The 21,752-nt window shown below is 39.9% G+C and carries 21 protein-coding genes; 13 read left to right on the forward strand and 8 right to left on the reverse strand.

Annotated features, from left to right (window positions below):
* Positions 1 to 139: 139 nt before the first annotated feature.
* Positions 140 to 1,387: a M20/M25/M40 family metallo-hydrolase gene (locus ACKWCF_RS07685; RefSeq protein ID WP_409480127.1), complete on the reverse strand. Its 1,248-nt coding sequence runs from the start codon at positions 1,385 to 1,387 to the stop codon at positions 140 to 142.
* 173 nt (positions 1,388 to 1,560) lie between these two features.
* Between ACKWCF_RS07685 and ACKWCF_RS07690 the strand changes: the two genes are divergently transcribed.
* A complete protein-coding gene (locus tag ACKWCF_RS07690) occupies positions 1,561 to 2,007 on the forward strand; it encodes a hypothetical protein (protein ID WP_409480128.1) in 447 nt (148 codons plus the stop codon).
* Positions 2,008 to 2,072: 65 nt separating this feature from the next.
* On the opposite strand, the gene ACKWCF_RS07695 is transcribed toward ACKWCF_RS07690, so the two are convergent.
* Positions 2,073 to 3,692, reverse strand: a complete 1,620-nt coding sequence (locus ACKWCF_RS07695) for a M64 family metallopeptidase (protein ID WP_409480129.1) — start codon at positions 3,690 to 3,692, stop codon at positions 2,073 to 2,075.
* Positions 3,693 to 3,911: 219 nt separating this feature from the next.
* Between ACKWCF_RS07695 and ACKWCF_RS07700 the strand changes: the two genes are divergently transcribed.
* The 4 genes from ACKWCF_RS07700 to ACKWCF_RS07715 all read left to right on the forward strand — a co-directional run bounded on the left by ACKWCF_RS07700 (position 3,912) and on the right by ACKWCF_RS07715 (position 7,485).
* Complete coding sequence (locus ACKWCF_RS07700; protein ID WP_409480130.1) at positions 3,912 to 4,898, forward strand: hypothetical protein; 987 nt, start codon at positions 3,912 to 3,914, stop codon at positions 4,896 to 4,898.
* Between the two features lie 80 nt (positions 4,899 to 4,978).
* Positions 4,979 to 5,788 (forward strand): hypothetical protein, encoded by an 810-nt coding sequence (locus tag ACKWCF_RS07705; protein WP_409480131.1) that lies wholly within the window; start codon positions 4,979 to 4,981, stop codon positions 5,786 to 5,788.
* 95 nt (positions 5,789 to 5,883) lie between these two features.
* Entirely contained in the window at positions 5,884 to 6,918 is a 1,035-nt protein-coding gene (locus tag ACKWCF_RS07710; RefSeq protein ID WP_409480132.1) for a S8 family peptidase, read from the forward strand.
* Positions 6,919 to 7,179: 261 nt separating this feature from the next.
* On the forward strand, positions 7,180 to 7,485 hold the full coding sequence (locus ACKWCF_RS07715; RefSeq protein ID WP_409480133.1) for a hypothetical protein: 306 nt from the start codon (positions 7,180 to 7,182) through the stop codon (positions 7,483 to 7,485).
* Positions 7,486 to 7,488: 3 nt separating this feature from the next.
* Here the strand turns inward: ACKWCF_RS07715 and ACKWCF_RS07720 are convergent, their stop codons facing one another.
* Complete coding sequence (locus ACKWCF_RS07720) at positions 7,489 to 8,784, reverse strand: hypothetical protein (protein ID WP_409480134.1); 1,296 nt, start codon at positions 8,782 to 8,784, stop codon at positions 7,489 to 7,491.
* Positions 8,785 to 9,028: 244 nt separating this feature from the next.
* Here ACKWCF_RS07720 and ACKWCF_RS07725 point away from each other — a divergent pair, with 244 nt between their 5' ends.
* On the forward strand, positions 9,029 to 10,075 hold the full coding sequence (locus ACKWCF_RS07725; RefSeq protein WP_409480135.1) for a hypothetical protein: 1,047 nt from the start codon (positions 9,029 to 9,031) through the stop codon (positions 10,073 to 10,075).
* Positions 10,076 to 10,176: 101 nt separating this feature from the next.
* Positions 10,177 to 10,488, forward strand: a complete 312-nt coding sequence (locus ACKWCF_RS07730) for a winged helix-turn-helix domain-containing protein (protein WP_409480136.1) — start codon at positions 10,177 to 10,179, stop codon at positions 10,486 to 10,488.
* On the opposite strand, the gene ACKWCF_RS07735 is transcribed toward ACKWCF_RS07730, so the two are convergent.
* Complete coding sequence (locus tag ACKWCF_RS07735) at positions 10,478 to 11,002, reverse strand: hypothetical protein (protein ID WP_409480137.1); 525 nt, start codon at positions 11,000 to 11,002, stop codon at positions 10,478 to 10,480. The genes ACKWCF_RS07730 and ACKWCF_RS07735 overlap by 11 nt on opposite strands.
* Positions 11,003 to 11,052: 50 nt before the next feature.
* Between ACKWCF_RS07735 and ACKWCF_RS07740 the strand changes: the two genes are divergently transcribed.
* Together ACKWCF_RS07740 and ACKWCF_RS07745 are read left to right on the forward strand one after the other, a co-directional pair.
* Positions 11,053 to 11,895, forward strand: a complete 843-nt coding sequence (locus ACKWCF_RS07740) for an MBL fold metallo-hydrolase (RefSeq protein ID WP_409480138.1) — start codon at positions 11,053 to 11,055, stop codon at positions 11,893 to 11,895.
* Between the two features lie 106 nt (positions 11,896 to 12,001).
* Entirely contained in the window at positions 12,002 to 12,502 is a 501-nt protein-coding gene (locus ACKWCF_RS07745; protein ID WP_409480139.1) for a hypothetical protein, read from the forward strand.
* A gap of 66 nt (positions 12,503 to 12,568) precedes the next feature.
* Here the strand turns inward: ACKWCF_RS07745 and ACKWCF_RS07750 are convergent, their stop codons facing one another.
* Positions 12,569 to 13,267, reverse strand: a complete 699-nt coding sequence (locus tag ACKWCF_RS07750; RefSeq protein ID WP_409480140.1) for a pirin family protein — start codon at positions 13,265 to 13,267, stop codon at positions 12,569 to 12,571.
* A 106-nt stretch (positions 13,268 to 13,373) separates the two neighbouring features.
* Here ACKWCF_RS07750 and ACKWCF_RS07755 point away from each other — a divergent pair, with 106 nt between their 5' ends.
* Positions 13,374 to 14,261, forward strand: coding sequence for a LysR family transcriptional regulator (locus tag ACKWCF_RS07755; protein ID WP_409480141.1), 888 nt, complete (start codon positions 13,374 to 13,376; stop codon positions 14,259 to 14,261).
* A gap of 3 nt (positions 14,262 to 14,264) precedes the next feature.
* Here the strand turns inward: ACKWCF_RS07755 and ACKWCF_RS07760 are convergent, their stop codons facing one another.
* Positions 14,265 to 16,004: a hypothetical protein gene (locus ACKWCF_RS07760; RefSeq protein WP_409480142.1), complete on the reverse strand. Its 1,740-nt coding sequence runs from the start codon at positions 16,002 to 16,004 to the stop codon at positions 14,265 to 14,267.
* Positions 16,005 to 16,078: 74 nt separating this feature from the next.
* Here ACKWCF_RS07760 and ACKWCF_RS07765 point away from each other — a divergent pair, with 74 nt between their 5' ends.
* The 3 genes from ACKWCF_RS07765 (at position 16,079) to ACKWCF_RS07775 (ending at position 18,626) form a co-directional block, all read left to right on the forward strand.
* Entirely contained in the window at positions 16,079 to 16,522 is a 444-nt protein-coding gene (locus tag ACKWCF_RS07765) for a hypothetical protein (protein WP_409480143.1), read from the forward strand.
* Between the two features lie 209 nt (positions 16,523 to 16,731).
* Positions 16,732 to 17,391 carry a hypothetical protein gene (locus tag ACKWCF_RS07770; RefSeq protein ID WP_409480144.1) on the forward strand — a complete coding sequence of 220 codons (660 nt, stop codon included), beginning with the start codon at positions 16,732 to 16,734 and terminating at the stop codon, positions 17,389 to 17,391.
* Positions 17,392 to 17,468: 77 nt separating this feature from the next.
* The gene (locus ACKWCF_RS07775) at positions 17,469 to 18,626 is read left to right on the forward strand and encodes a cystathionine beta-lyase (RefSeq protein WP_409480145.1); all 1,158 of its coding nucleotides are present in this window, start codon (positions 17,469 to 17,471) and stop codon (positions 18,624 to 18,626) included.
* On the opposite strand, the gene ACKWCF_RS07780 is transcribed toward ACKWCF_RS07775, so the two are convergent.
* On the reverse strand, positions 18,616 to 20,826 hold the full coding sequence (locus ACKWCF_RS07780; RefSeq protein ID WP_409480146.1) for an FHA domain-containing protein: 2,211 nt from the start codon (positions 20,824 to 20,826) through the stop codon (positions 18,616 to 18,618). The genes ACKWCF_RS07775 and ACKWCF_RS07780 overlap by 11 nt on opposite strands.
* 6 nt (positions 20,827 to 20,832) lie before the next feature.
* Entirely contained in the window at positions 20,833 to 21,750 is a 918-nt protein-coding gene (locus ACKWCF_RS07785; RefSeq protein WP_409480147.1) for a hypothetical protein, read from the reverse strand.
* Between the last annotated feature and the right edge of the window lie 2 nt (positions 21,751 to 21,752).

Below are 21,752 nucleotides of genomic sequence, written 5' to 3' on the forward strand. Positions count from 1 at the left end.
AGATCTAAGTCCGTATCAAGCTCAATGGAGCGCGTTAAACGTTAGGATTTCGCCAATAAAAAAAGCCGGCTAATGCCGGCTCTTCAGAATAAGGTTCGCTGGAAGCGAATCAAAATCAGAGTATTAATCAGCAAGCTGATTAATACGGTTGGCGTTGTTCAGAATTTCCTAAGTCCATTGCCATAGTTAGAGCGACTTTCGAGAAAAATTTCGCGTGTTCAAAGCTCATCACCGGAGAGATTACATCTTTTGCAGTGTGGATATCTTGGAAAGAAGAAGCAAATTTGGATTCTGTAGGAAACAGTGTCGGGAATCCTTGGCGGTACCATGAAGCGTGGTCAGAACAGCCATAACCACATTTATCTTCTTGAATTGTAGCGTGAAAGTAAGTGTCGTTAGCAGCCACTAAGTAGTCACGTAACCAACGGCTTGTAAAATCAGTCATGCTAGCCACTTTTAAAACGCCATCACCTGGAAACATTGTCATATCTAATTGAAGAACGGCGATAATATCTTTGTTATCAGCTTTAGCTTGTTTTGCGATTTCAGCAGAACCAAGTAAGCCAGATTCTTCACCGGCATACCAGTAGAACTCGATCGTTCTTTCTGGTTGCGGTTGTAAAGTTAATACTCTTAAAGCTTCAGTTAAAGCTGATGATCCAGAAGCGTTGTCATCGGCACCCGGTGCTTTACCACCCATACCCATAAAACCAGAGATTGAATCTAAGTGACCACCAAGAACTATAATCTCAGAAGGGCGAGTTGAACCTTGGATAGTCAGCTTAATCGATTTTTGCGGTGTTGATTTGTGGTCAATCGTTTCGATATGGATTGGATAGTTAGCTTGTTTGGCGATTTCAGCTAGACGGTCCATGAACGGTTGGATGTGACTATTCGGATTTGCACCACGGTTATAACGGGTAGGGAACGAAGATAAAAACTCAACTGTGTTACGGATTTTGTTCGCATCAAGTTGTTCTAAGGCTTCAGTGATTTCTGTGCGTTCAGCCATTTCACCAACTTGCGAGAAGGAAAGAATTTGGTTTCTTTTATTATAAGTGTTCAAAGCTTGTAGTTGTTCGCGAACAGAAATTAGATCACGAGGCATTTCATCTAAAGCTTCAAAGTTTCCGCAGCGGCCAACGGCATGGGCCATTTCAGATAAAGCATTTTCGGCGGCGTGATTTAAAACCGCGTAACCAACTTGAGTTTCTTCGTCTTTATAAAGAATCGGAATATTGGCAGCTTTTAAAAGCTTTAGATCAGCTAAAACAGGCTTAAACACAAGCGGATCGCCGCTTTGGCCGTGGGCGTTTAGGATCGGTTTAGATGTGAAAACTGTTAATGTAATAAGAGAAGTGGCAATAAAACGTGTGGTATTTTGCATAGGTAAATGTTAGCAATGAGAACTTCGCTAAATCCACATTTTCACTCGAGAAAACTGCAATTCTAGACTAAAGTTAACATGCTAATTTTTTAGCATTCTTCACGCTATTTGTGGCACAGCCCTTGTAATACTCCTTTTCTGAGTGCGCCAGAGCGCATTTATTTGGAGGACGTATGACGAAGTTTCTGACAGCGATGACAATTATTGGTCTTTTCGCATTTAAAAGCTTTGCAGGTTTCGGTGATTTGCAAAATTTAGCTGAGGCTATTGCTCAATTTAAGCAAGTGATCACTGAAATGGAGACGATCTATAATAAGGGTCAAATTCAAGGTAACCTTGTGGTGATTTCAAAAATGAATGCGCGCACAGCTGAAGTTCTTAAATATTGCCAAGTGATTGAAGCTAAGTTCGCGCAAAAAGCACCGGATGTTTTAACTCGCAAACAAGAAGCTAGAAACCGCGCGATCGAAAAAGCCGAAAGTTTATTAGATGCTTCGGATGTTGAATTGCGCGCAGCTCAAGTTGGATTAGTTCGTAACTTAGAAACAACGAAATACTGCTTAGGTTTAACGAGCCAATTGCATACGGCTATCCGCGCTTCTGTGTCTGGCGGTATTTAGCAGTTGAAATCGCGGTTTTCTCGCGTGTAATTACGAATTGCTTCGCAATTACAACTACTTATGTCTTAAAGTTGAACCGACTTAGTGACTTTAAACTTGCTATCATACTTTCTAACTTCAGGTGTTTGTAGTTCTACAGACACCTTTATATTTTTAGCCCCAGCGAATTGGGTGCGGTTGGCTACAAACTGATCGCGTAAAGCTACAATCTCAGATCCATCAGCATTAAACCAACGAACCATAAGGCCCGAAATTTTCGGAGTCTCGACTTGAACTTTATCGCCAGTAACTGTGATTGCATCAAACAGTGAAACTCTGCTCAAAAATTTATGCCACATGTTTTCTTGGTCAACGGCACAGAAGTGAGTCAGTTTCATATTACGCATCAAACAGCCATCATGAGTTGGGCGGTAGGATTTGGTTCCGTAATCGCTATAAGTCGCAAACGAAGCTAAAACATCTTTCTCAAAGTTAAACCCTTGTGGGTAAGCGTAAAGAAAGGCTGTTGCTAAAACATTATCGCCATCAGCGATGTTTTCTTTAACTTCTAAAGTGTTATTGCCTAGTTGCGTTTCTAAGTTATCAAGAACGTAGAAGTTTCTATCGTTATGAAAGTTATCGCCTAGGTCTAATTTTTTACCGTTCACATAAACATAAACGTCATCGGGGCTAGACCAACCCACAGTGCTTAACTCTAAACCTAAAGTTTCGTTGGCTTGAGTTTTAAAGTTTGTTTTGTAAGGTTTGTTTCTTAAGTTTTGCCAGATGTAGTTGCCACTTAAGAATTTGGCGTTGTACGTGTTTTTATCATTGCGCCAGTGAGACCACTGCGAAGCTTTTGCGTCAGAGGCTGAGTTGGCTCCGGCATAAACTTGTCCACCGTCGTACTCTTCGCCGACTTCACCAAAGTTATGACCAAGTTCATGGTTTAATACGATCATGCCACTTTTTACTGAACGAGTAGAGATTGCGTATCTTCCGCCAAGGCCACCGTAAAAATCATCATTAGCAATCACGATCGGGTAATCGGTGCGAGCCACCATGCGAAGCGCTTGGTCTAAAGCACGTTCATCACCCGGGTAGATAGCGCGTTTTGAACCTTTCGGCATGCGGTACAAGCCAAAAGCTGTGTCATTTGATTCGCCATCACCGATACCTGAAGTTTTTGAAGGTGTAAAAATCGCATGAACTTGAAATAGCGGAAGGTAGCTAGAAAACGTGTCGTTTGAAAAAAGATTCTTAGTGATACGTTCAGCATCGGCAAAAAACTTTTCTTTTTCTTGCAGTGTGTAACCATCACCTAAGATTGTTAGGTGAATACGGTTAGTCGCTGGGCCTTCAGTGACTAGCTCGCGCACTTCGCTTTGGCCTTCAAAGTTAGAAGTTTTGATATTTAATTTTCGTTGTAAGAACGAACGTTCAGTTTGGCTTAATGAGTTTTTAATTTCTTCTATATATATAGAAGTGGTGTCGATGCCCTTTGTATCGAATCTTGGGCCTTCAGTAATATAATAAGGAAGTTTACGTAAAATACGAGCCGGAGCTGTTTCTACGGTTTCGATATCTAGAAGTTCGGCCTTCATGTTTGAAGATAGTTTGTGAGAAACGCGGTAACTTTCAGCCTGTGCAGAAAGTGAAATTCCTAAAATTGCGATAAATAATGAAATAGTCATTGGTGTTTTCATGGTTTGATTGGATCAAGGATTTTGGCAGTGGTCATGGATTTTAAGATTGGTTATGTGCAGCATTAGGGCATTTTACCCATGTGGGGAAATACGAAAAGGTGTTTTTGCCACACAAAAAATCAAATTCTTCATTTTTCGCCGCACCTAGAAGTTTTTACCTGTGGCATTCGCGTTGCTTAAACAGCATTAAAACAAAACTATCCTAATGGAGGGATTTTTATGAATAAGAGTTATGCGCGTTACTTTAAATTGTTCTCTGTATCAACACTTGCAGTAGCAATGGTTGCTTGTAGCGGTGGTGGTTCAGGGGGTTCTTCTTCAGCGGGTGCACCGGTAGAAGCTGCATCATCTGAAATGGTAGCCTCTGGAAATGCGTTACGCATTTCTAAAGTTGCTGATTATCACTTAGCTGCAGGCGGTGAATTATCAGGAACTCCAGCGGCAGCTTTAGCTGAGATTTTAGCTAAGCATCCGGCTTTAGCTGAAAAAGCAAATCTATTAGGAACAGTAAATAGAGTTGTAGAAACTGATGCAGGTACTTGGGATTTATATGCTGGCGAACAAATCGTGATGACATTGTCATCTGCTGATCGCAAAGCCTTAAATATCGTAAGAACTCGTTCAGCATTCACAGCTGACTTAATTACTTTATTAACTGGTAATGTAGAGGCTCGTCCGTCTGAGGCGATCCGCTTCGCTTTATCTGATTGTTCAACACAAAACCAAGATCAAGACAAGGATCAAGACAAAGACCAAGATAAAGATCAAGACAAGGATCAAGACAAAGACCAAGATAAAGATCAAGACAAGGATCAAGACAAAGACCAAGATAAAGATCAAGACAAAGACCAAGATAAAGATCAAGACAAAGACCAAGATAAAGACCAAGATAAAGATCAAGACAAGGATCAAGATAAAGACCAAGATAAAGACCAAATGGCCGCAACAGCTGATTGCATGAAAGTTGAAGCCACTCTTGTGTTAACTCCTGATCAAGGTCAAAACCAAGATCAAGACAAAGACCAAGATAAAGATCAAGATAAAGATCAAGACAAAGACCAAGATAAAGATCAAGACAAAGACCAAGACAAAGACCAAGACAAAGACCAAGATAAAGATCAAGACAAGGATCAAGACAAGGATCAAGATAAAAATGATCCAGATCAAAACGGAAGCGGTCAAAGTCCTACTCCAACAACTCCGTAACTGAAGTTGTAAAATTCAAGAGTGAAAAAGGGTGGGTAGCAGTCAAATGCTGCCCACTTTTTTAAGCAGAGGGGGATGTTATGAATGTTACGAAAAAATTGTTACTTGTGTTTCTGCCTTTAGCCTTAGTGGCTTGTAAATCAAATAAAGAAGAAGCCGTAGAAGAAGTGGTGATTCCTTCAGAAGTAGCTTTGGCTGATGTGTCTTCGGGAAATTGTTTAGATTTAGAGAAATTATCCCGCGTTTTGCAAAATCCGCAGTTTTCAGTTCCTGCCGCGATTATGACGACAAGCCTAAAACCGCTCGATCTTATGCCGCAAGCTAAGATTAATTATTTTTCTTACGCCACTTTTAATTACAAAGTTTCTGCAGTGAATGAAATGGGTTTATTTACGCAAATTCGCCAGAAAGATTGCAAAACGGTGCAAATGCTTTCGGCGTCTGAAGAAGTAATGACCTTTGAAATTACTGATTATTCAGACAAAGAAATTACTATTAAACTAAAAGATAAATTTCGCGATACGATGAATGCCGCCCAGAAAAAGGCCTTATTTGATCGTCAACAGCCGTACCAAATAACTTACAGGTATCTTTCGCCGCACAGTTTGTCGATCGTCGAAAAGTACAGTACCGTTGATCCTATTTGCATTTCAAAAACAGCGCTTTCATTTGAAATCAGAAAAGATCTTCACTGGGCAAGCCGGGTGGGCGAACTTCCGCAAAGTTATGAAATCGACACTCAATATTTAAATCAAGTTAAAGAATCGGTTACTCCAGAGGCTTTAGCGCAAGTTTCTTCTTTAGAGACGCCTGAAAGTATTCCGGTAGAATCAATTCGCGCAGTTATGCGTTCGCCACTTAAAGAAGAGCTTAAGTTGTGCGCGCAATAAGAACTGTTTTTTTTACTCTGAGTGCGTTGCTTATGGTGGCTTGTGCTAAAGACAAAAAATATGTCGAAGCCTCGTCACCCTATTGTCAAAGTAACATGGTAAAAAACCAGTTCATCGTTCATTGGAAGAAAAAAAGTCCCTCACTTGTAGTTTCAGAAAATTTAGATCACTTTATCAACATTAATCGCGACGATATTGATTTTGTCGAACCTAACTATACAATCTTCGCAAAACTTGTAAAAACGGAAGAAGAAGAACCGGTTATTCCGTCGTTTGGAACACCTGAATCAGCTCAGACTGTTTATGAGACGATTCATGTTCGCTCGGCGTGGTACCGGGGATTTTTCGGCCAAGGGTTAACGGTAGCGGTTGTTGATACAGGAATAGATCAAAAACATCCAAGCTTGCGCCGTCGTATGGTGCCAGGGTGGAATTTTATTTCGAATGCTGAAAGCGTAGAAGATGAAACCGGGCACGGAACCGCCATGGCTGGCATTATCACCGGGCCTTACTTAAATAGCTCAAGTTTAAGTTTGGCTCCCGATGTAAAAATTCTTCCGATCGATTTTATGACCGCCGATGGAGGCTCTGAGTTTCATGCGCAAGAAGCTTTGGCCTTTGCCATTGCACACAATGCTAAAATTATTAATAATTCGTGGACGGTGAATTGTTCAGAACTTTTACGAACTGCCTTTGTCGGTTGGGCTAATGAAAATGTAGTCTTTGTGAATTCTTCAGGAAACGAACCCGTCGATGTGATCAGTCATGGAGTTTTGCCGGCGGCGTTGAGCTTAGGAAATCATGTGCATGTCGGATCGCTCGATGATCGCGGGCATCGTTCAAGTTTTAGTGGCTTTGGTCAAACGGTTCACATCTATGCGCCAGGTGAACATGTTCCAAGCTTTGCACAAACAGATACTGGCAGCCGCAGTGTTCGCATATCAGGAACCAGTGCTTCAACGGCCATTGTTTCTGCGGCAGCGGCGCTATTGTGGAGTGCTTTTCCACGGGCGACGGCCCAAGAAATTGTAAGTCTACTTATTGAAGGGGCTCAGCAGGAGCCAACGGTCGAACCCACTTTAAATATCCAAGAGTCGTTACGCTTAGGGCGTGAACGCTTTCGCGAATAAAAATAACATATAAACACCCCCTGTTTTTGGGGTTCTTATATGAGTGATTGTTTAAGGTGGATTGTTTTTTTCGCCAATAACAATTTATTTATTTACAAGAGTGTAGAGTGTGCCCGATGCTAGGGACTATCCATGATCATAAATGTCGTTGTAGCCGGTATAGTGTTGTTTTTTATTAATAGCTGTAGGACACCCATCCACTTCGTTGGCTATCAATTCCGGTCGTTAAAACAGCATAAAGAAATCGTTTTAAGTCAGCACATGACTGATCTTTCAGAAGATCAGTACAAATATTTTGTCAGCAATAATTGCAGTTATTATCTTCATAAAAAAAGCGCTCATTACTTTACTGTTTGCAAAAAAGATGAAGATGTCTTTTTCGTAGGAACTGATGTGCGTTCAAATGAACTTTCGCCAGAAAGTGGCGAAGAGATTTTGCAAAAAATGGATCTCGAGGCTTCAGAGAGAATCACTAAAATTAAAGCCATTCTACAAAACCTTCAGCCCGCCGCTATTTCAGGGCCGTCTTTTGTTGTTTACAAAAGTCATGATCTAGAAAATAACTAATAATTATTCATCAACACTTTCGTTTAACAAAGCTTCTGCAATTCGGCCTAAGACTTTGCCTTTTTGTGAAGCTTCAATCGCACGGGCAGCGTAACTGTCTGGTAGGCGGTTATCTAAATCCCAAGATTCAGAAAGCGCTAGATCTTCTGTAGTCATGGCGCGTCCTGTGGCACCGTACGACCAAATGAAATCAGGGCGTGCGTGCGAATGCCATTCTCCACCTATAATGTTGTAGCCTGCATCTAATTCTAAGTCGTAAACAAAATTGTAAGACTTAGTACGGTCATTACGCCCTTCATTTACAGCAGGAGTTATAAGTGACGGAATAAAAGCATCCATTACAACACCTACAATATATTTAGCGCGTGGGCTTCGATAATTTTTATATTTATCCATCGTCATATTTTCGATCGGTTCAACAGCTGCTTTTAAATTGTGAGTTGTTTCAAAAGTACGTGGATTAAAATAACTATAATCATAACCTTTCACCGCAAAGTTCCACACTTCAGATCCTGTCGTTGAATCCATCACAAAACTTTTTTGGTACATGCCGATACGGTTTGTAACACCTAGGTGCCAGCTCATAGGATTTGAATCTAAGCACGACGCATCCATTGGGCGTTGATACTGATCTTTTAAGACGATGTCCTGACGGCAACGATTGCCGGCTTGAATTGAATCTGTGCTTGATTCAGCCCACAGGTAAGACATTAAAGCTTTGATATCTTGTTTGTAAAATTCAATCGTGTAATGGCCGGTCACATCGGTTACAACCACAGACTGACGAGGCGCTTTAACTCCCATATGTGCGGCGGCTGACCAGCCATGACAAATGCCTGTCCAAGTCGGCACATAACCGTATTGCTGCAATGTTTTTTGTCCGCGGGACCACATGGCTTTTGTTAATGTCCAATTGGTATCGCCAACTAATAAATCGTATTTTTCTGCTGGTGAAAGGCGATTAATACTTCCGGCGATCACTAAAAGTTCAGACGGGCGAAGTAAATAATCATTATAATTTGTAAGATAATCTTTTGATTTTGGAAAATCTGGATCTGCATAGCGTTGTCCTAAAAGTCCTTGATGAATAGGCCAATAAGATCCGGCCCAGATTTCATACTGTGAGTGGCCTTGCGTTAATCGCGTACTTTGCAAACTAAAAATGTTTGAAACATAAGACTGGTTATCGAGAAAGATTTTAAAGTCGTCATCTCTTGCAGGTTCTGAAAAAGGTGTAACAGATATCGTCGACATCGCCATTAAAGATGAAACAGTTAGGTTTAAAATTGGTTTTATCATAATTCACACTCCACACGAATTGGTAACAACGCTTTAACAACTGTGAATAAATGCACTATCTATTCCACGCTTTGAGTTGGCCTAAATTGCCCGAGGCGTGGGGAATGTGGCAATGTGGAACTTGAGGTGGGCGAATTGGGATAAGTCAGATTCTTGGCTAGTGTTTAACAGATCAACACATAAGCTTAGCTTAAAGTGTGTTCTATCGGATTTGGTGAGCATGTATTTAGCTAGGTAAACCCTTATGCGCCAAAGCTTCTTTAATTCTTTTATTCTACTTTTTACTTTCTTGTTTTCAGCTTTGGCTTTTTCTCAAACTGAGACAGTTTTCTCTTCTAGTGAATTGATGCGTTTACGTGTTGAAGGGGCTTGGGCAGACCTTTTAAAACAACGTTTCTATGCTCCTGAAATTGCTAAGCAAGCTCGCATTCCGGTTAAAGTCGTCATCGAAAACAGAGATAAATCAGAAACTCTTATTTACGCAGAAGTGGGTTTACGTGGAAACACAAGTTTATCGCCACTTGAATGTAATTTTCCAAAATACAGTTTATATTTTTTTGCTGAAAATGTGTCTGGAACTTCATTGGCCGGTCGCGAACAGTTAGCCGTCGGAAGCCATTGCAGTTACCGTGGCGGAAATTCACAGCTTTACGGCAGAGCTTACGATGGTAAATCCCCTCTGCGCGAAGCTTTGGTTTATCGTTTTTTAGAAATTTTAGAAATTCCTTCGTTTAAAACCAGACCGGTTATGGTTCAGTATGTTGATTCATCAAAAGCAGAAAGTGGTGCGACTGTAGCGTGGAACCAAGCTTTTTTAATGGAAAGTTTAAAACAGTTTTCTCATCGCATGGGCTATGAATTAGTTGATGAAGACATTGCTAATCAAGTTGATTTAGGAGAAGTGGGTTTAACAGATATTCAAAAATTAGCACGGGTTATTTTATTTCAAGACATGATTGGCAATAACGACTGGAAAGTGAATTTCAACGAACTTCCGGGAGTGAGGCAAACCTGGAATATGTTCTTAGCTAAAAACATTGAAACTTCTCTTATTGAAGTCGTGCCTAGTGATTTTGATTTGTCATCAGCTGTAACATTATTGAATGAGCCAGCCTCGGCTCCGCAAGAAGCCTTAAAAAAACTCCCCCCTGAACAGGTGGGCTTGGCTAAAACCTTTTACCGCAGCAAGCGTTTAAAGCTTTTTGAAGAGCTAAAAAGTCTTAAGAGACTAGATCCTGCAGGGTATCAACATATCAAAACGAAACTGGATCAGTTCTTTAAGCTCAAGTAGAGATAAGTAGAAAAGTACATATCAGTCTAACACGAGGTTTACAACTTTGTTGGATGATAGTTTATATGACGGACCATAAAGATCTATTAACAATAGGAAATATGACTATACTTAGCGAAAAGCGTAGTGTGGTTGTTAAAGATGAACAAAACCTAGAGCACACTGTGAAATTCACGCACACAGAATTTCGTCTTTTAATCTGCTTAGCCAGTCAGCCTGAAAAAGTGTTTTCACGTGAAGAGCTTTTTAAGCTAGCCTGGAATGGCAGTGACCCAAATGTTATGGGCCGCAATGTCGATGTGCATATCTGCCAAGTCAGAAAAAAACTAAATGCGGTCAGTACTCATACGGTGAAGGCCTTGTCTGGTGTAGGCTACAAGCTCACTATTAACCGCAAAAAACTTACGGCTTAAAAATCTGATTTAAGTCGCTCACTGATCGAATGATCGTTGTCTTAGATTTAAGTGACTCACGCGACAAAATGCGCAGCATTTCAGGACGCATTTTAGTGTGAACCTGATAAATCGTTTTAAATAATTTTAAAATATGTTGTAGATCACGTTCGCTGCTATTTTTAGGTAGCTCTCTTCTTTGCCCCAAGAATAAATTTTTAAGCACACGTTTGATGGCCCAATAATAATGAGTAGTTAAGGGCAGATCAATCATGATCACCCAATCAGCTTTTTGCAGACGATTTTCTAAAATATCTAAAGGGCCAAAGCCATCAATAACCCATTGCGGTTTGTCTTGTTCGGCTTGAAGAATGCGAATTGATTCCGGATATGGGCGAAACTTTAAACCTTCCATAAATTGGATTTGATCCACATGGGTTAAAGGTAAGCTGTAGCGTTTTGCCAAATGGTGAGCCAATCTGGTTTTACCAGCACAAGAGTTTCCGATAATGGCAATGCGTGAATAAGTCGTCATCTTTTAAAAAGATAGCAGGATCAAACTGTTTAAGCTAGACTTAAAAGTCTATGAGTTTACGTGTGGGTGAGGCTTGGCAATATGGTGATTATAAATTCTTCGGTACTTCTTTGGCCGGAGTACGTACCGCCATTGCGATGCCTGAATTTTCATTAAGCTTCGATGTGGCTCAGGGCTTTCCGTATCTGTTTAACATGACGAAGTTTTTTATTTCGCACGGGCATTTAGATCACGCGGCGGGTATTCCGTATATTATTTCACAAAAAATGATGACCTCGCAAAAAGCGGGCGAATTTTACATGCCGCACTCGTTAGTGCCCCCTTTGACTGAAATCATGGGGTTGTGGAGTAAGATTGAAGGTTTTCCGTATAATTTTAAATTTGTCGGAGTTAAGGCTGATGATGAGATTCAGATTAATAACCATCATTACATCAAAGTTTTTCCAACAACTCATAGAATTGAATCTTTTGGTTATACGCTGTTTGAATCGAAGAAAAAATTAAAGCGTGAATATCTAAACCTGCAGAAAGACCAGATCGTAGAGATGCGAAAAAAGGGTATTGAGGTCAATGAAGTGATTCATACACCGATGGTGAGCTTTACCGGTGATACGCAGATCGAATTTTTAGAATCGCGCCCTTGGGTTAAACAATCCAAGATCCTTATTATGGAAGCCACATATCTAGATTCGCAGCGCTCAGTGGCTCGTGCGCGCGAATGGGGGCACATACATTTAGATGAGTTAATTCCACACTTAGACTCGATTGAGAGTGAGCGTATCGTTTTGATTCACGCTTCGAGCCGCTATGGTGTGACTGAGATCAATAAACACCTAGATGAAAAAATACCTAAAGCCCACCGTGAGCGCGTTGTGTGCTTTCCTGGAAGATGATGACTAACAGTTTTAGGCACCATCTTAAGCTGATACAAGTAACCTTTGTTTAATTAGATTTGATCTTTAAAGTTTTGGTATGCCGACTGCAATACCTAAAACCACTATGAAAAAACAAATCATCTTATTAGCGTCTTTATTCGTATTATCTTTTCAAACTTTTGCAGCCAGTACAACAGAGCCTATTCTTTGTGAATCTGATGAACGTAAAGAGTTAATCGATGCCATGGTTAATGAAGAAAGCGGCGCTACATGGAAAGAGTCGTTTAAAGCGGCCGGCCAAAAACTAAGTAAACAGATTGATAATATTTTATATAATGCAGATGCTGCTGCTAAGACGAATCCAAATGAAGTTCGTTTTTTACTTAAAAAAGCTTCTTGTATCAGAGCAACTGGTGCCGGCATGACTGTATCAGATGAATTTATGGTAAAATATAAAGCTCATGATAAAGAAATTCGTTCAAAAAGTGGTTCTAATTTCTCAAAAATGGCGACAACTCCACAAACGGTAGAAGAACAAAATCAAGTGACTAACTTTGAGCTTGTATTTTTTAACCGCGACTCCGTAGCCTTCATGCGCACATTGATTGAAGAGTTTGATAAGTAATAAAAAAATAAAAAAAAGCGCAGACTTAAAATCTGCGCTTTTACTTTTTTAAAGGTCTAAAGCCTTTTAAGCTAAATCAAAAAGGATAATTTCACTCTTATCATTTGCTTTAAATTTTAAAAGTTCTTTATCTTGAAACGATAAAGCATCCCCAGTTGTTAATTCTTTACCATTCACAGTTAAATTTCCGCTAACGACTTGAACCCAAGCGCCACGAGTCGGGCGAAGTTTGAATTCTAAATCATCACCGGCTTTTAAACGTGAAATATACATATCAGCATCTTGTTTGATGCTGATCGAACTATCACGGCCATCTTCAGACATCACTAAAACTAGCTTTTTTAAGTTTAAGTCATTTTCGAAAGATTTTTGTCCGTAACCAGGAGTACCACCACGAGCTTTAGGTTGAATCCAGATCTGAAAAAAATGTGTTTCGTTGGTTGGATCCGCATTGTATTCTGAATGCACGACACCAGTGCCAGCGCTCATTCTTTGAACTTCACCTGGCTTGATGATGGCTTTAGTGCCCATTGAATCTTTATGCTCTAACGCGCCTTTAACCACGTAAGAGATGATTTCCATACTTTGGTGAGGATGGGCGCCAAAACCAGTTCCACCTTCGATGCGATCTTCGTTGATGACACGAAGTGAGCGAAAGCCCATTTGCTCTGGATCATAGTAATCCGCAAAAGAGAAAGTGTGTTTTGATTTTAGCCAACCGTGATCTGCAATACCGCGGTCCTGTGATTTTCTAAGCTGTAGCATAACGCCTCCAATACAAAGTACTTTACGGTAAAACTGATGTCTTTAATAGACTGTTTAATCTAGATTTATTGTTCAGCCTAATGTATAATAGATTTTCGAGGTACAAATGGATTTAAACGAGATCTCAATCTTTATTAAAGTCGTAAATAGTGGAAGTTTCGCAGGCGCGGCTAAATTACTCGATATGCCAAAATCAACGGTCAGCGCTAAAGTCTCTGCGTTAGAAAAACGTTTGGGTGTAACTCTGATTCGCCGAACAACACGAAAATTACATGTTACCGAAGCTGGACAAGATTACTTTGACAAATGTGTGCAGGGCTTAAATCAAATCACTCAGGCCGAAGAGCAAGTCACACAAAAACAATCGATTCCACAAGGGATCTTAAAAATCACAGCTCCGGTTGAGCTTGGTTCAATTCTTTTACCAGATGTGATTACGCAGTTTCAAAAACAGTACCCTAAAGTAAAGCTTGATCTGATGTTAACAGATCGCACTGTTGATTTAATTTCTGAAGGTATTGATTTAGGAATTCGTGCAGGGCCATTAAAAGATTCAACGTTAATTGCTAAAAAAATTGGTTCAGTTTATTTTGCGCCTTTTGCAAGCCCAAAATATTTAAAAGCCCATGGCACACCTAAATCACCGAAAGATTTAAAAGAGCATAGCTGTATTATCTTTTCACCTTTTGGTTTAGACGGTTGGCAGTTAAGTGGATCGGGTACGTCACAGTTTGTAAATCTGGATTCATCGCTAACAGTAAACGATTTAAGTTTAGCTAAATCACTGGCGGTGTCAGATGTAGGTATTGCGCTTCTTCCCACTTTCTTTTGTGCGACAGAAGCCGGTGATAAATCACTGGTGCGTGTTTTAGATGATTATAAATCAAATGTGCGTCCAGTCAGTTTTGTGTACCCGCAACAGCATTTTGTACCAAAAAACTTAACGGCTTTTATGGCTGTTGCGAGCGAAATTATTCGAAGAAAATTAGCTTAAACGTTATTTTCTGATGAAACGTAATTCTTGCGGTTGGTCTTCGCCATCTGGGCCGGTTGGTAACATCCGAATTAAGACCAATTCATCTTTATTACAGCGAAACTTCGTTGAACCTTGTGCAAATTCATCAAAGTTTGAGTAAGGGTTTGTGCTATCAGCAACGCCCATCGGAAAGAACACTTGAATACGAATGGCGTAATCACTTCCGATATCAGAAAAACAGATTTCATTTTTACTTAAAAGTTTAGCTTGCGCATCGGTGCTGCCGTTCATCGTAACTAATACGCGAATATCACCATGTTCGTCGTCTTTAATAATCACTGAAGCGTTAAAATCAGTTTCGGTAAAAGTAAATTTTTGGCCAGGGTTTACAGATAATGTGTAACTGCCTGATGAATTTTCTACGACATAATCTTTGTGGTTAAAGATCCGCGCAAAAACTTTATCTAAAGACGGTTTGTCTAGTTCGTAGTTGCCGACCAAACATTTATCAAATTCAACTTTCTCAACACACTGGCAAGTGGCTTTTTCGGCTTTGATTTTAAGTTTGAATTTCTCATTCGTTGGGTCACTACCTGCATACGATGACAAAATATCAATACTTTTTGGAAAAGCCTTGCAAGACATATCAACTGTTGAAGGGTAGCCAACGATTAAGGAATTCCATTCACCCACGGTTCCGGTAGCACGCATATCCATAGGGTTAACTGTGCTATCTGGATCAGAAATATTATCAATCGTTACAATCGTTTGCGGTGGAAGTTGAATGTCAGTGATTCTGATGGTTAGAATTTCATTAAACCATTCAAAATTATTTTCACCTTCTTTGACTTTGTAAGAATCATTTAACGTTGAAAGCGAAGTCGCTAAAAAAGTGCCATCAGCATCTTTAACACGGTTACTTGTAATTTCTTGGGCGAAACGGTGAAAGTGAAGTTCAATCGATGGGTAGTCTAAAACAGCGTTAAACTGATCAGCGGTGCCACCTTCTTCAGGCATATCTTCAATCATACTTAAGACAGCATCATTACCAATCCAGCTTTGGGCAAATGATTGAAAGAAAAGGTAAGTGCCGTAAGAGTTATCTTCTTTTTGTAAGACTAAAGGGCTATCACCCATATAATCATCGTTATAGTCGAATTCTTGGTTAGCTTTTGGATAAACTAAGTTACTAAACCAAACTGCTGATCCTTCGCTCCACCATTCGTGAGCACGTTTTGGTGTATCAACAATCTTTTCGCGCCAGATCGTGTCTTGAATGCAGTGAAAGATTTCGTGCGCTAACATTTGCTTCTGGCGCTCTGGGGTTTGTTTTTTGAATGAATCGATATAAACGATAACAGGGCAAGATTCATCATCGCCAGCGTGTCCTACGCGAACCATGGCGATTTCGTTTTTAATCGCTTTTTGGTCGGTGAAAATAAAAGTTAAAGGCTTAAAATAAAGTTTAATCGAGCTTTCTTCGCGAAGAGCTAAGACTTTATCGCTCACAGCTTTAAAAACTTCGCGGGCGCGGAAAGTAAAACCCGTATCGTCCGGAGAAAGAGGAAAACCCTTTGTGTAATGGTAAACTTCGCCAGTACCTACTGAGGTTTCCCATTTTTCGCTGAATGTGCAATCTAGACCTTCTGGAAAACGTGGGTCAGGATACCCCTTGGCCCATAGGGTGTTGCAGTTAATCGAGGCGGCTTCGGTAACGCTTGTAAGAAGCAAAAGTAGACTTAAAAAAATCAGCTGTTTCATAAGAGGGTTTTTAGCTAATTTTTTCTCTTTGCAAAAGCAAAAAAAGATGTTCAGCTTATTAAAAAGGACTTTGTATGAAAACTCTTCTATTTGCAGTATTAATTTTACCCCAATTTGCATTCGCGGCTCTTAACGGAACTTGGACAGGCTGGGCTTACTGGCGCTATCAAGGGCAGGGGCCGAAGTGTTTTGCGCAGATGAAGTTTTCTGAAAATCCAGAGAAGTTCATCCTTAAGGGTGGTTTAATTGACTGTGACGTGGTTTACATGGAAACCGACAAACGTGAATTCACTAAAGATGCAAACGGTGAGTTGATCTTAGATGGTGAAGTGGCCGGAGCATGGAGCGTTGACGGGGCTGTTAGCACTTATAAATGGGAAGAGCAGTACAACGAAAACACTGTGGTTCACGTGAACATGCGTGTTGAAGGTGGCCATATGGATTATAAAGAGCAGTGGATCGAATCCGATGGCAGCCTTCTGTATGATATCGAAGGTCGTCTTTTTCAAGGGCAGTAGCCTTTAACAGCTTCTTGTTCGCGCATTTTGCCTTTTTCTTTTGGCGAAGCAATTCATTTTTAAAAGTGTATCTTTTTAGAACGAAGCTGTGTTTCTTTGAAAGCTCGCATTATCTCAAATTACCGTATCAAGACGTGAAATTAAATCCCGATAAGTTAAGGGTCCGATACTTGAAATAGTACGTTAACTCTTAATAAAGGATGAAAACCATGAAAACAAATCGCGTTTTAACGGCGGTCTTTGTAGCTTCACTTTTAACTTTAACCGGTTGTAAGAAAGAATCTGAAGACTCGTCTTCAACAGCTAGCATCTCTGCGGCTGATATTGCTAAGTCATGGAGTTCGAATTGTACAGCGGCTGCTGTCGCTGACCCCGTTACCGGTGGAACTCACTTTATTGTTAGCTTATATTTAGGTGCTGATAATTCTTTCAGTTATAGCCAAACGTGGTACAGCAATTCAAGCTGCTCTGGCTTATTCGAGGTTTCGTACGCAGTGCTTGGGGCTTATTCTATTGCTTCAATTAACGGTGTAGCTAATGCAGCTGGTTTTGGCTTAGCTTTTTTTGCAACACACTCAACTGTTATGGCTGCAACAACGACTGTGCAAGGTCAATTTAATACAGCGTGTGGTGGTACAAGTCCGTACGCTGCTGGCGTAAACACTTCACATAATGGTGTGGGCAAAACCTCATACGGTACTATGACGTGTATGAATATGGTGTTCGCGAATAGCTCAGATGACACATTCTATACAGTAGCAACTTTTAATAATAGTGCTTTAGCTATTGGTGATGGGTCTTTCTCAGGTCTTCCAGGTGTACCTGAAAATGCGACTCCTCCAGCTGCGGCAGGCATTTCTTTACACTAGTCAGTTTTACATTCTTATGAAAGACTTAGCTTTAATAGAGCTAAGTCTTTTTTATTTTTAGAGGGTTACTTACAACTATGCACTGGCGTTCGAAATTACTTCATCCGACTAATCATGCTCCTAAAGATTATAATTCATTAACAACTCCGGTTTACCGGGCTTCAACGGTGGTCTTTGAAAATACCAAAGGCATTATCGATAATTGGCGACAGAAAACTCATGGTTATACTTACGGACTTTTTGGAAGTCCAACGGTAGTTGAGCTTGGAATCCGTATTGCTGAAATCGAAGGGGCACACCACACGTTTATCGTACCTGGTGGGCAAGCTGCAATTTCAACGGTGTATTTAGCGTTTTGTAAAACGGGCAGTCATTGTCTTGTGCCGTACAGTGCTTATGGCCCAAATAAAGAATTAGCTTATGGATTACTTAAAAACATGGGCATTGAAGTACAAACGTATGATCCGTCAATCGGTGCAGGCATTGCTGATTTAATCAAGCCAAACACTCATCTTATTTGGACAGAAAGTCCTGGTTCCATCACTATGGAAATTCAAGATGTTCCAGCAATTATTAAAGCGGCGAAGGCTCGCGGTGTAGCTGTGGCGATTGATAATACGTATTCAGCTGGTGTGATGTTTGATGCGTTCAAACATGGTGTTGATGTGAGTGTACAGGCGCTTACAAAATACATCGGTGGTCATAGTGATCTCGTTCTTGGTTCGTTATCAGTGGCTAATAACGCTCTTTACGAAAAAGTAGGATCTATCTGGGCGCAGCTTGGAATGAATGTTTCACCCGATGATGCAAGTCTTGCTTTACGGGGGTTACAAACTTTAGGTGTGCGTTTAGAAAAGTTAGAAGCAAGTGCCTTAAAAATTGCAAAGTGGCTTAAAGATCACGCGGATGTTGAATTAGTTCTGCACCCAGCGTTGCCAGATTGTGGTGGGCATGAAATTTGGAAGCGTGATTTTACAGGATCTGCCAGTGTTTTTTCATTTGTATTTAAAGAGCATGTACCAAAAGAACAGGTGATTACCTTTGTTGAAAGCCTAAAGTTTTTTAAACTTGGTTTTAGCTGGGGTGGTACACAGTCGTTAGCCATGGTCTATCCGGGGTTACATCGCCCCAACCGTGATTATAAAGATCGTTTGGTACGTCTGAATATTGGTCTTGAAGAACCTGACGATCTAATTGCTGATATCAGTGCGGCGATTGAGAAGGTTATTCGCTAGCCATGTTGCGGGCATTGATTTTATCAGTGAAAAATTGTCGCTCTAGTTTTTTATAAGATTCGTATTTAACATTGGTGCCTAGAATCGCGATTTGTGCTTCGACATTTCTTCTTTCTAGATCACGTAGCTTTTGCAGGTCATTTTGAAGTTTATCTTTGGTTAAAGACTGGCTGGCTTCAGCAATGCTTTGAACTAATGACTTAGAATTAGCAATAATTTGAATTGTTTTTTGCTCATCGATCTTCCAGGTTTTTAGGAAGTAGACCGTCACTTTTTTAACCCATTCATCCTGATAATCTTTATTTAAATAAGCATCAACATAACCATTGGTGTAGATCGTAGCATCCACATAAGAGTCATAGTATTGGCCAGTTTTGACAGCGACAAATTTGTTTTCAATTTCTTTTTTACGACGTGCTTCTGTGTTGCGTACTAATTCTTCTTGAAGAGAATCTTTTGAGAACTGTTTATAAAGAAAACTTCCTGAAGTGTAAATTAAAACTGAAGCCATAGCGCCAGATGCAAAAAGACTAAACTTTGCAGATTTTTGTTTGCGCTTCCAGTTATCTAGCTGTGCTTGATGATTTGTTTCGGCACCGGTGTTAGCTGTACTTCTAACTTGAATAACTGAATTAATGACTTCTAAAGTTTTATCAAAATCAAATTCTGGGCGTGTTTTACTTAATAATTCAAGCTTACTGGCCAGTTCTTGTGAAAGTTCTAAACTGAATTTTTTAAAAGAATTAGCATGCTCAGTTCTTATTTTTTGCAATTCTTTAAGTTCTGAAACTTTAAATTCTTCAAATTTTCTATTTTCAACCTCGCGTAAGGCCTGATACTCTTTTTCAATCTCAACTTTGGCTTTTAATTTAAGCGCACTTAAGTTTTTTTCTGAATTCGCCACTTCTTCTTCTATTTCGGTGCGTCTTTGCGATAAAGAAGCGATTTTTTGACTGAGTTCTTCAGTGTTTTTACGGGCTATGCGTTCTTCTTCCAAGGCCTGGTCTTTATTTTTACTGTAGCTGCTTAAACTATCCAGAATTTTAATATTTTCTTCTTCTAAGTATTTATGATTTTTTTGTATGGCTTCAAATTTATCATTTTCAATCGTATAAGAACTTTTAAGCTTGTCTAGTTCTAGCTCTTTTTCATGAGATTGGTTTCTTAAGGTTTCAATCTTTGCTGTAAGATGATCATGCTCATTTTTAAATTGTTCAATTTGTTGCATGATGAAAGTTATTTTTTCAGTGTGTTCGTTTTTTTCATTTTCAAACTGCGCGCGGTAGGCGCGGGTATTGGCCATAACTGTTGATTCAGCTTCGGTTAAGAGCTTATTGCGCTCGATAAACATATCGTTTTTCATGCGCTCGATTTCGATATCAAGTTTTAGTTTAGCGTCATGTTCTAGTCGATTAATGATTTGTATTTTTTCTTCAGAAATTTGATCTTGGTGTTCTTTCCAAAGATGTTGAATTTCTTGTAAGGCGTGCATGCGTTTATCATCTAAATGGGATTCGGTTTCGGTTTTTAGATGCTGCATTTGCATTTTTGTTTCATCAATCAGAAGCTCAGCCCGGTTGCGATATTCTTGGTAAGCCTCTTCAGCTAATTTTTTAGCCTGAATTTGGGTTTCATTGATGATTTGTTCTTTTTTAACATGAGCGCCTTTAATGATCGTTTGTTTTAAGAAGTTAGCTTCTGCAATGATTTCGCGCGCATGTTCGCCTGGATCGCGGTATTTGGGTAAATCAAGGCTTACATTCTTAAAATCAATCTTAAGGTCTTGTTCGGTTTGCGGAAAACCCGATATTTTTACATTTACCGGTTCGCTATGTTGAGTTTGCGCTTTGCTTACAAAGTCATGAACTTCAGTCGAAGCGCGCATAGTTTTAATGCTCATTGAAGTTGAAGAATTTATGAAAGTGACAATGTCATTTTCTTTTAAGCCATATTTAGCAAAGGGTTCGAGTTTTTGCCCGTTGATCATGGTCCCGTTCGAAGATTTTAAATCTTGAATGATAATTGAACCAATATCATCGTCATAATTGATTTTAACGTGTTCTCTAGAGATGTTGTTATCATCAATTTTAACGGCAGACGTAGGGCCACGCCCCAAAACGAATTCAGGATTTTTAACGTAGTGATTTTTTACGCCGTCACCGTGTGTGATTTCTAAAACAAAAACTCGTTCTGCATTCATATATGACTAAGCCGCCTGATATCCGTCTTTTTGACTTTTCAAGATTTCAATATTTAAAGCTTCTTCAGCTAAAGCCTCGTGCGGGTCTTTGTTTTCATCAAACTTTGTAGTACCCTCAGGAATAACATTGTTATCAGATCTGTACCATAATAAATCCATGGCATTTTCAAAGCGATCGACAAGAGACGTATAGACGCGCTCTGGTGATAATGAGGTGTTAATCACATGTAACGCTAATGAGAACGCAATACCCATAATCGACGAGGCCATGGCAAAACCGATCTCATGTAAGAAACTATCCATAATTGTTTTAGTGCGTTCTAGATCACCAACATCCATTCCGCCTAATTGCACTAGACCACCTTTGATACCCAAGAATGTACCTAAGATACCAGCTACAACGAATAAGCCCGGCAAGATAGAAATTAAATCATTCACTGTACCCATTGGCAGAACACCAAATACCTTATTAAAGCAAGGGTTGTGGTGAAGGGTAGATCTTGTGATATGTTGCAACTTAGGAGTTTCTTTAGACCATTTTAAATAACGAAGTTGTTTTAAAGTGTCTTTCACAAGCCAAGCGCAGCCTTGCTTAACAAGAAATATTCTGTCATTGGTCGACATGACATGATCTTTGTTTTGCGCAGAATTACGGTCGCGCACAGCAAAGGCTTCATAGAAAGTTTTTTCAAAAAGCTTTTTGCATAAGACATAGAAAGACGCATTTTGTAATTTTTTATTCTCTTCTGAATCTAAAAATTTATGCACTTTCATTTCAAATTGTCTGGCAAACCATTCATGACGTTTGACGGTATAGTAGATCGCCCAGCGAAGAGCTACAGCGACAACAAAAACCGCACCCATGGCGTAGGGTAGATAATTGATAAAGTTGCGAATTACATTTTGTAAAAGAACGTCATTCATAG

The sequence above is a fragment of the Pseudobdellovibrio sp. HCB154 genome, from assembly GCF_046267985.1.
Lineage (GTDB): Bacteria > Bdellovibrionota > Bdellovibrionia > Bdellovibrionales > Bdellovibrionaceae > Pseudobdellovibrio.

Excerpts from the sequence above, each read along its gene's own strand:
- ACKWCF_RS07730 (WP_409480136.1), top strand. The coding sequence starts at position 10,177 with ATGACTATACTTAGCGAAAAGCGTAGTGTGGTTGTTAAAGATGAACAA.
- ACKWCF_RS07695 (WP_409480129.1), bottom strand. The coding sequence starts at position 3,692 with ATGAAAACACCAATGACTATTTCATTATTTATCGCAATTTTAGGAATT.
- ACKWCF_RS07780 (WP_409480146.1), bottom strand. The coding sequence starts at position 20,826 with ATGAATGCAGAACGAGTTTTTGTTTTAGAAATCACACACGGTGACGGC.
- ACKWCF_RS07700 (WP_409480130.1), top strand. The coding sequence starts at position 3,912 with ATGAATAAGAGTTATGCGCGTTACTTTAAATTGTTCTCTGTATCAACA.
- ACKWCF_RS07715 (WP_409480133.1), top strand. The coding sequence starts at position 7,180 with ATGACTGATCTTTCAGAAGATCAGTACAAATATTTTGTCAGCAATAAT.
- ACKWCF_RS07685 (WP_409480127.1), bottom strand. The coding sequence starts at position 1,387 with ATGCAAAATACCACACGTTTTATTGCCACTTCTCTTATTACATTAACA.
- ACKWCF_RS07770 (WP_409480144.1), top strand. The coding sequence starts at position 16,732 with ATGAAAACAAATCGCGTTTTAACGGCGGTCTTTGTAGCTTCACTTTTA.
- ACKWCF_RS07690 (WP_409480128.1), top strand. The coding sequence starts at position 1,561 with ATGACGAAGTTTCTGACAGCGATGACAATTATTGGTCTTTTCGCATTT.
- ACKWCF_RS07775 (WP_409480145.1), top strand. The coding sequence starts at position 17,469 with ATGCACTGGCGTTCGAAATTACTTCATCCGACTAATCATGCTCCTAAA.
- ACKWCF_RS07720 (WP_409480134.1), bottom strand. The coding sequence starts at position 8,784 with ATGATAAAACCAATTTTAAACCTAACTGTTTCATCTTTAATGGCGATG.
- ACKWCF_RS07735 (WP_409480137.1), bottom strand. The coding sequence starts at position 11,002 with ATGACGACTTATTCACGCATTGCCATTATCGGAAACTCTTGTGCTGGT.
- ACKWCF_RS07765 (WP_409480143.1), top strand. The coding sequence starts at position 16,079 with ATGAAAACTCTTCTATTTGCAGTATTAATTTTACCCCAATTTGCATTC.
- ACKWCF_RS07745 (WP_409480139.1), top strand. The coding sequence starts at position 12,002 with ATGAAAAAACAAATCATCTTATTAGCGTCTTTATTCGTATTATCTTTT.
- ACKWCF_RS07785 (WP_409480147.1), bottom strand. The coding sequence starts at position 21,750 with ATGAATGACGTTCTTTTACAAAATGTAATTCGCAACTTTATCAATTAT.
- ACKWCF_RS07755 (WP_409480141.1), top strand. The coding sequence starts at position 13,374 with ATGGATTTAAACGAGATCTCAATCTTTATTAAAGTCGTAAATAGTGGA.
- ACKWCF_RS07760 (WP_409480142.1), bottom strand. The coding sequence starts at position 16,004 with ATGAAACAGCTGATTTTTTTAAGTCTACTTTTGCTTCTTACAAGCGTT.
- ACKWCF_RS07740 (WP_409480138.1), top strand. The coding sequence starts at position 11,053 with ATGAGTTTACGTGTGGGTGAGGCTTGGCAATATGGTGATTATAAATTC.
- ACKWCF_RS07705 (WP_409480131.1), top strand. The coding sequence starts at position 4,979 with ATGAATGTTACGAAAAAATTGTTACTTGTGTTTCTGCCTTTAGCCTTA.
- ACKWCF_RS07750 (WP_409480140.1), bottom strand. The coding sequence starts at position 13,267 with ATGCTACAGCTTAGAAAATCACAGGACCGCGGTATTGCAGATCACGGT.
- ACKWCF_RS07725 (WP_409480135.1), top strand. The coding sequence starts at position 9,029 with ATGCGCCAAAGCTTCTTTAATTCTTTTATTCTACTTTTTACTTTCTTG.
- ACKWCF_RS07710 (WP_409480132.1), top strand. The coding sequence starts at position 5,884 with ATGGTAAAAAACCAGTTCATCGTTCATTGGAAGAAAAAAAGTCCCTCA.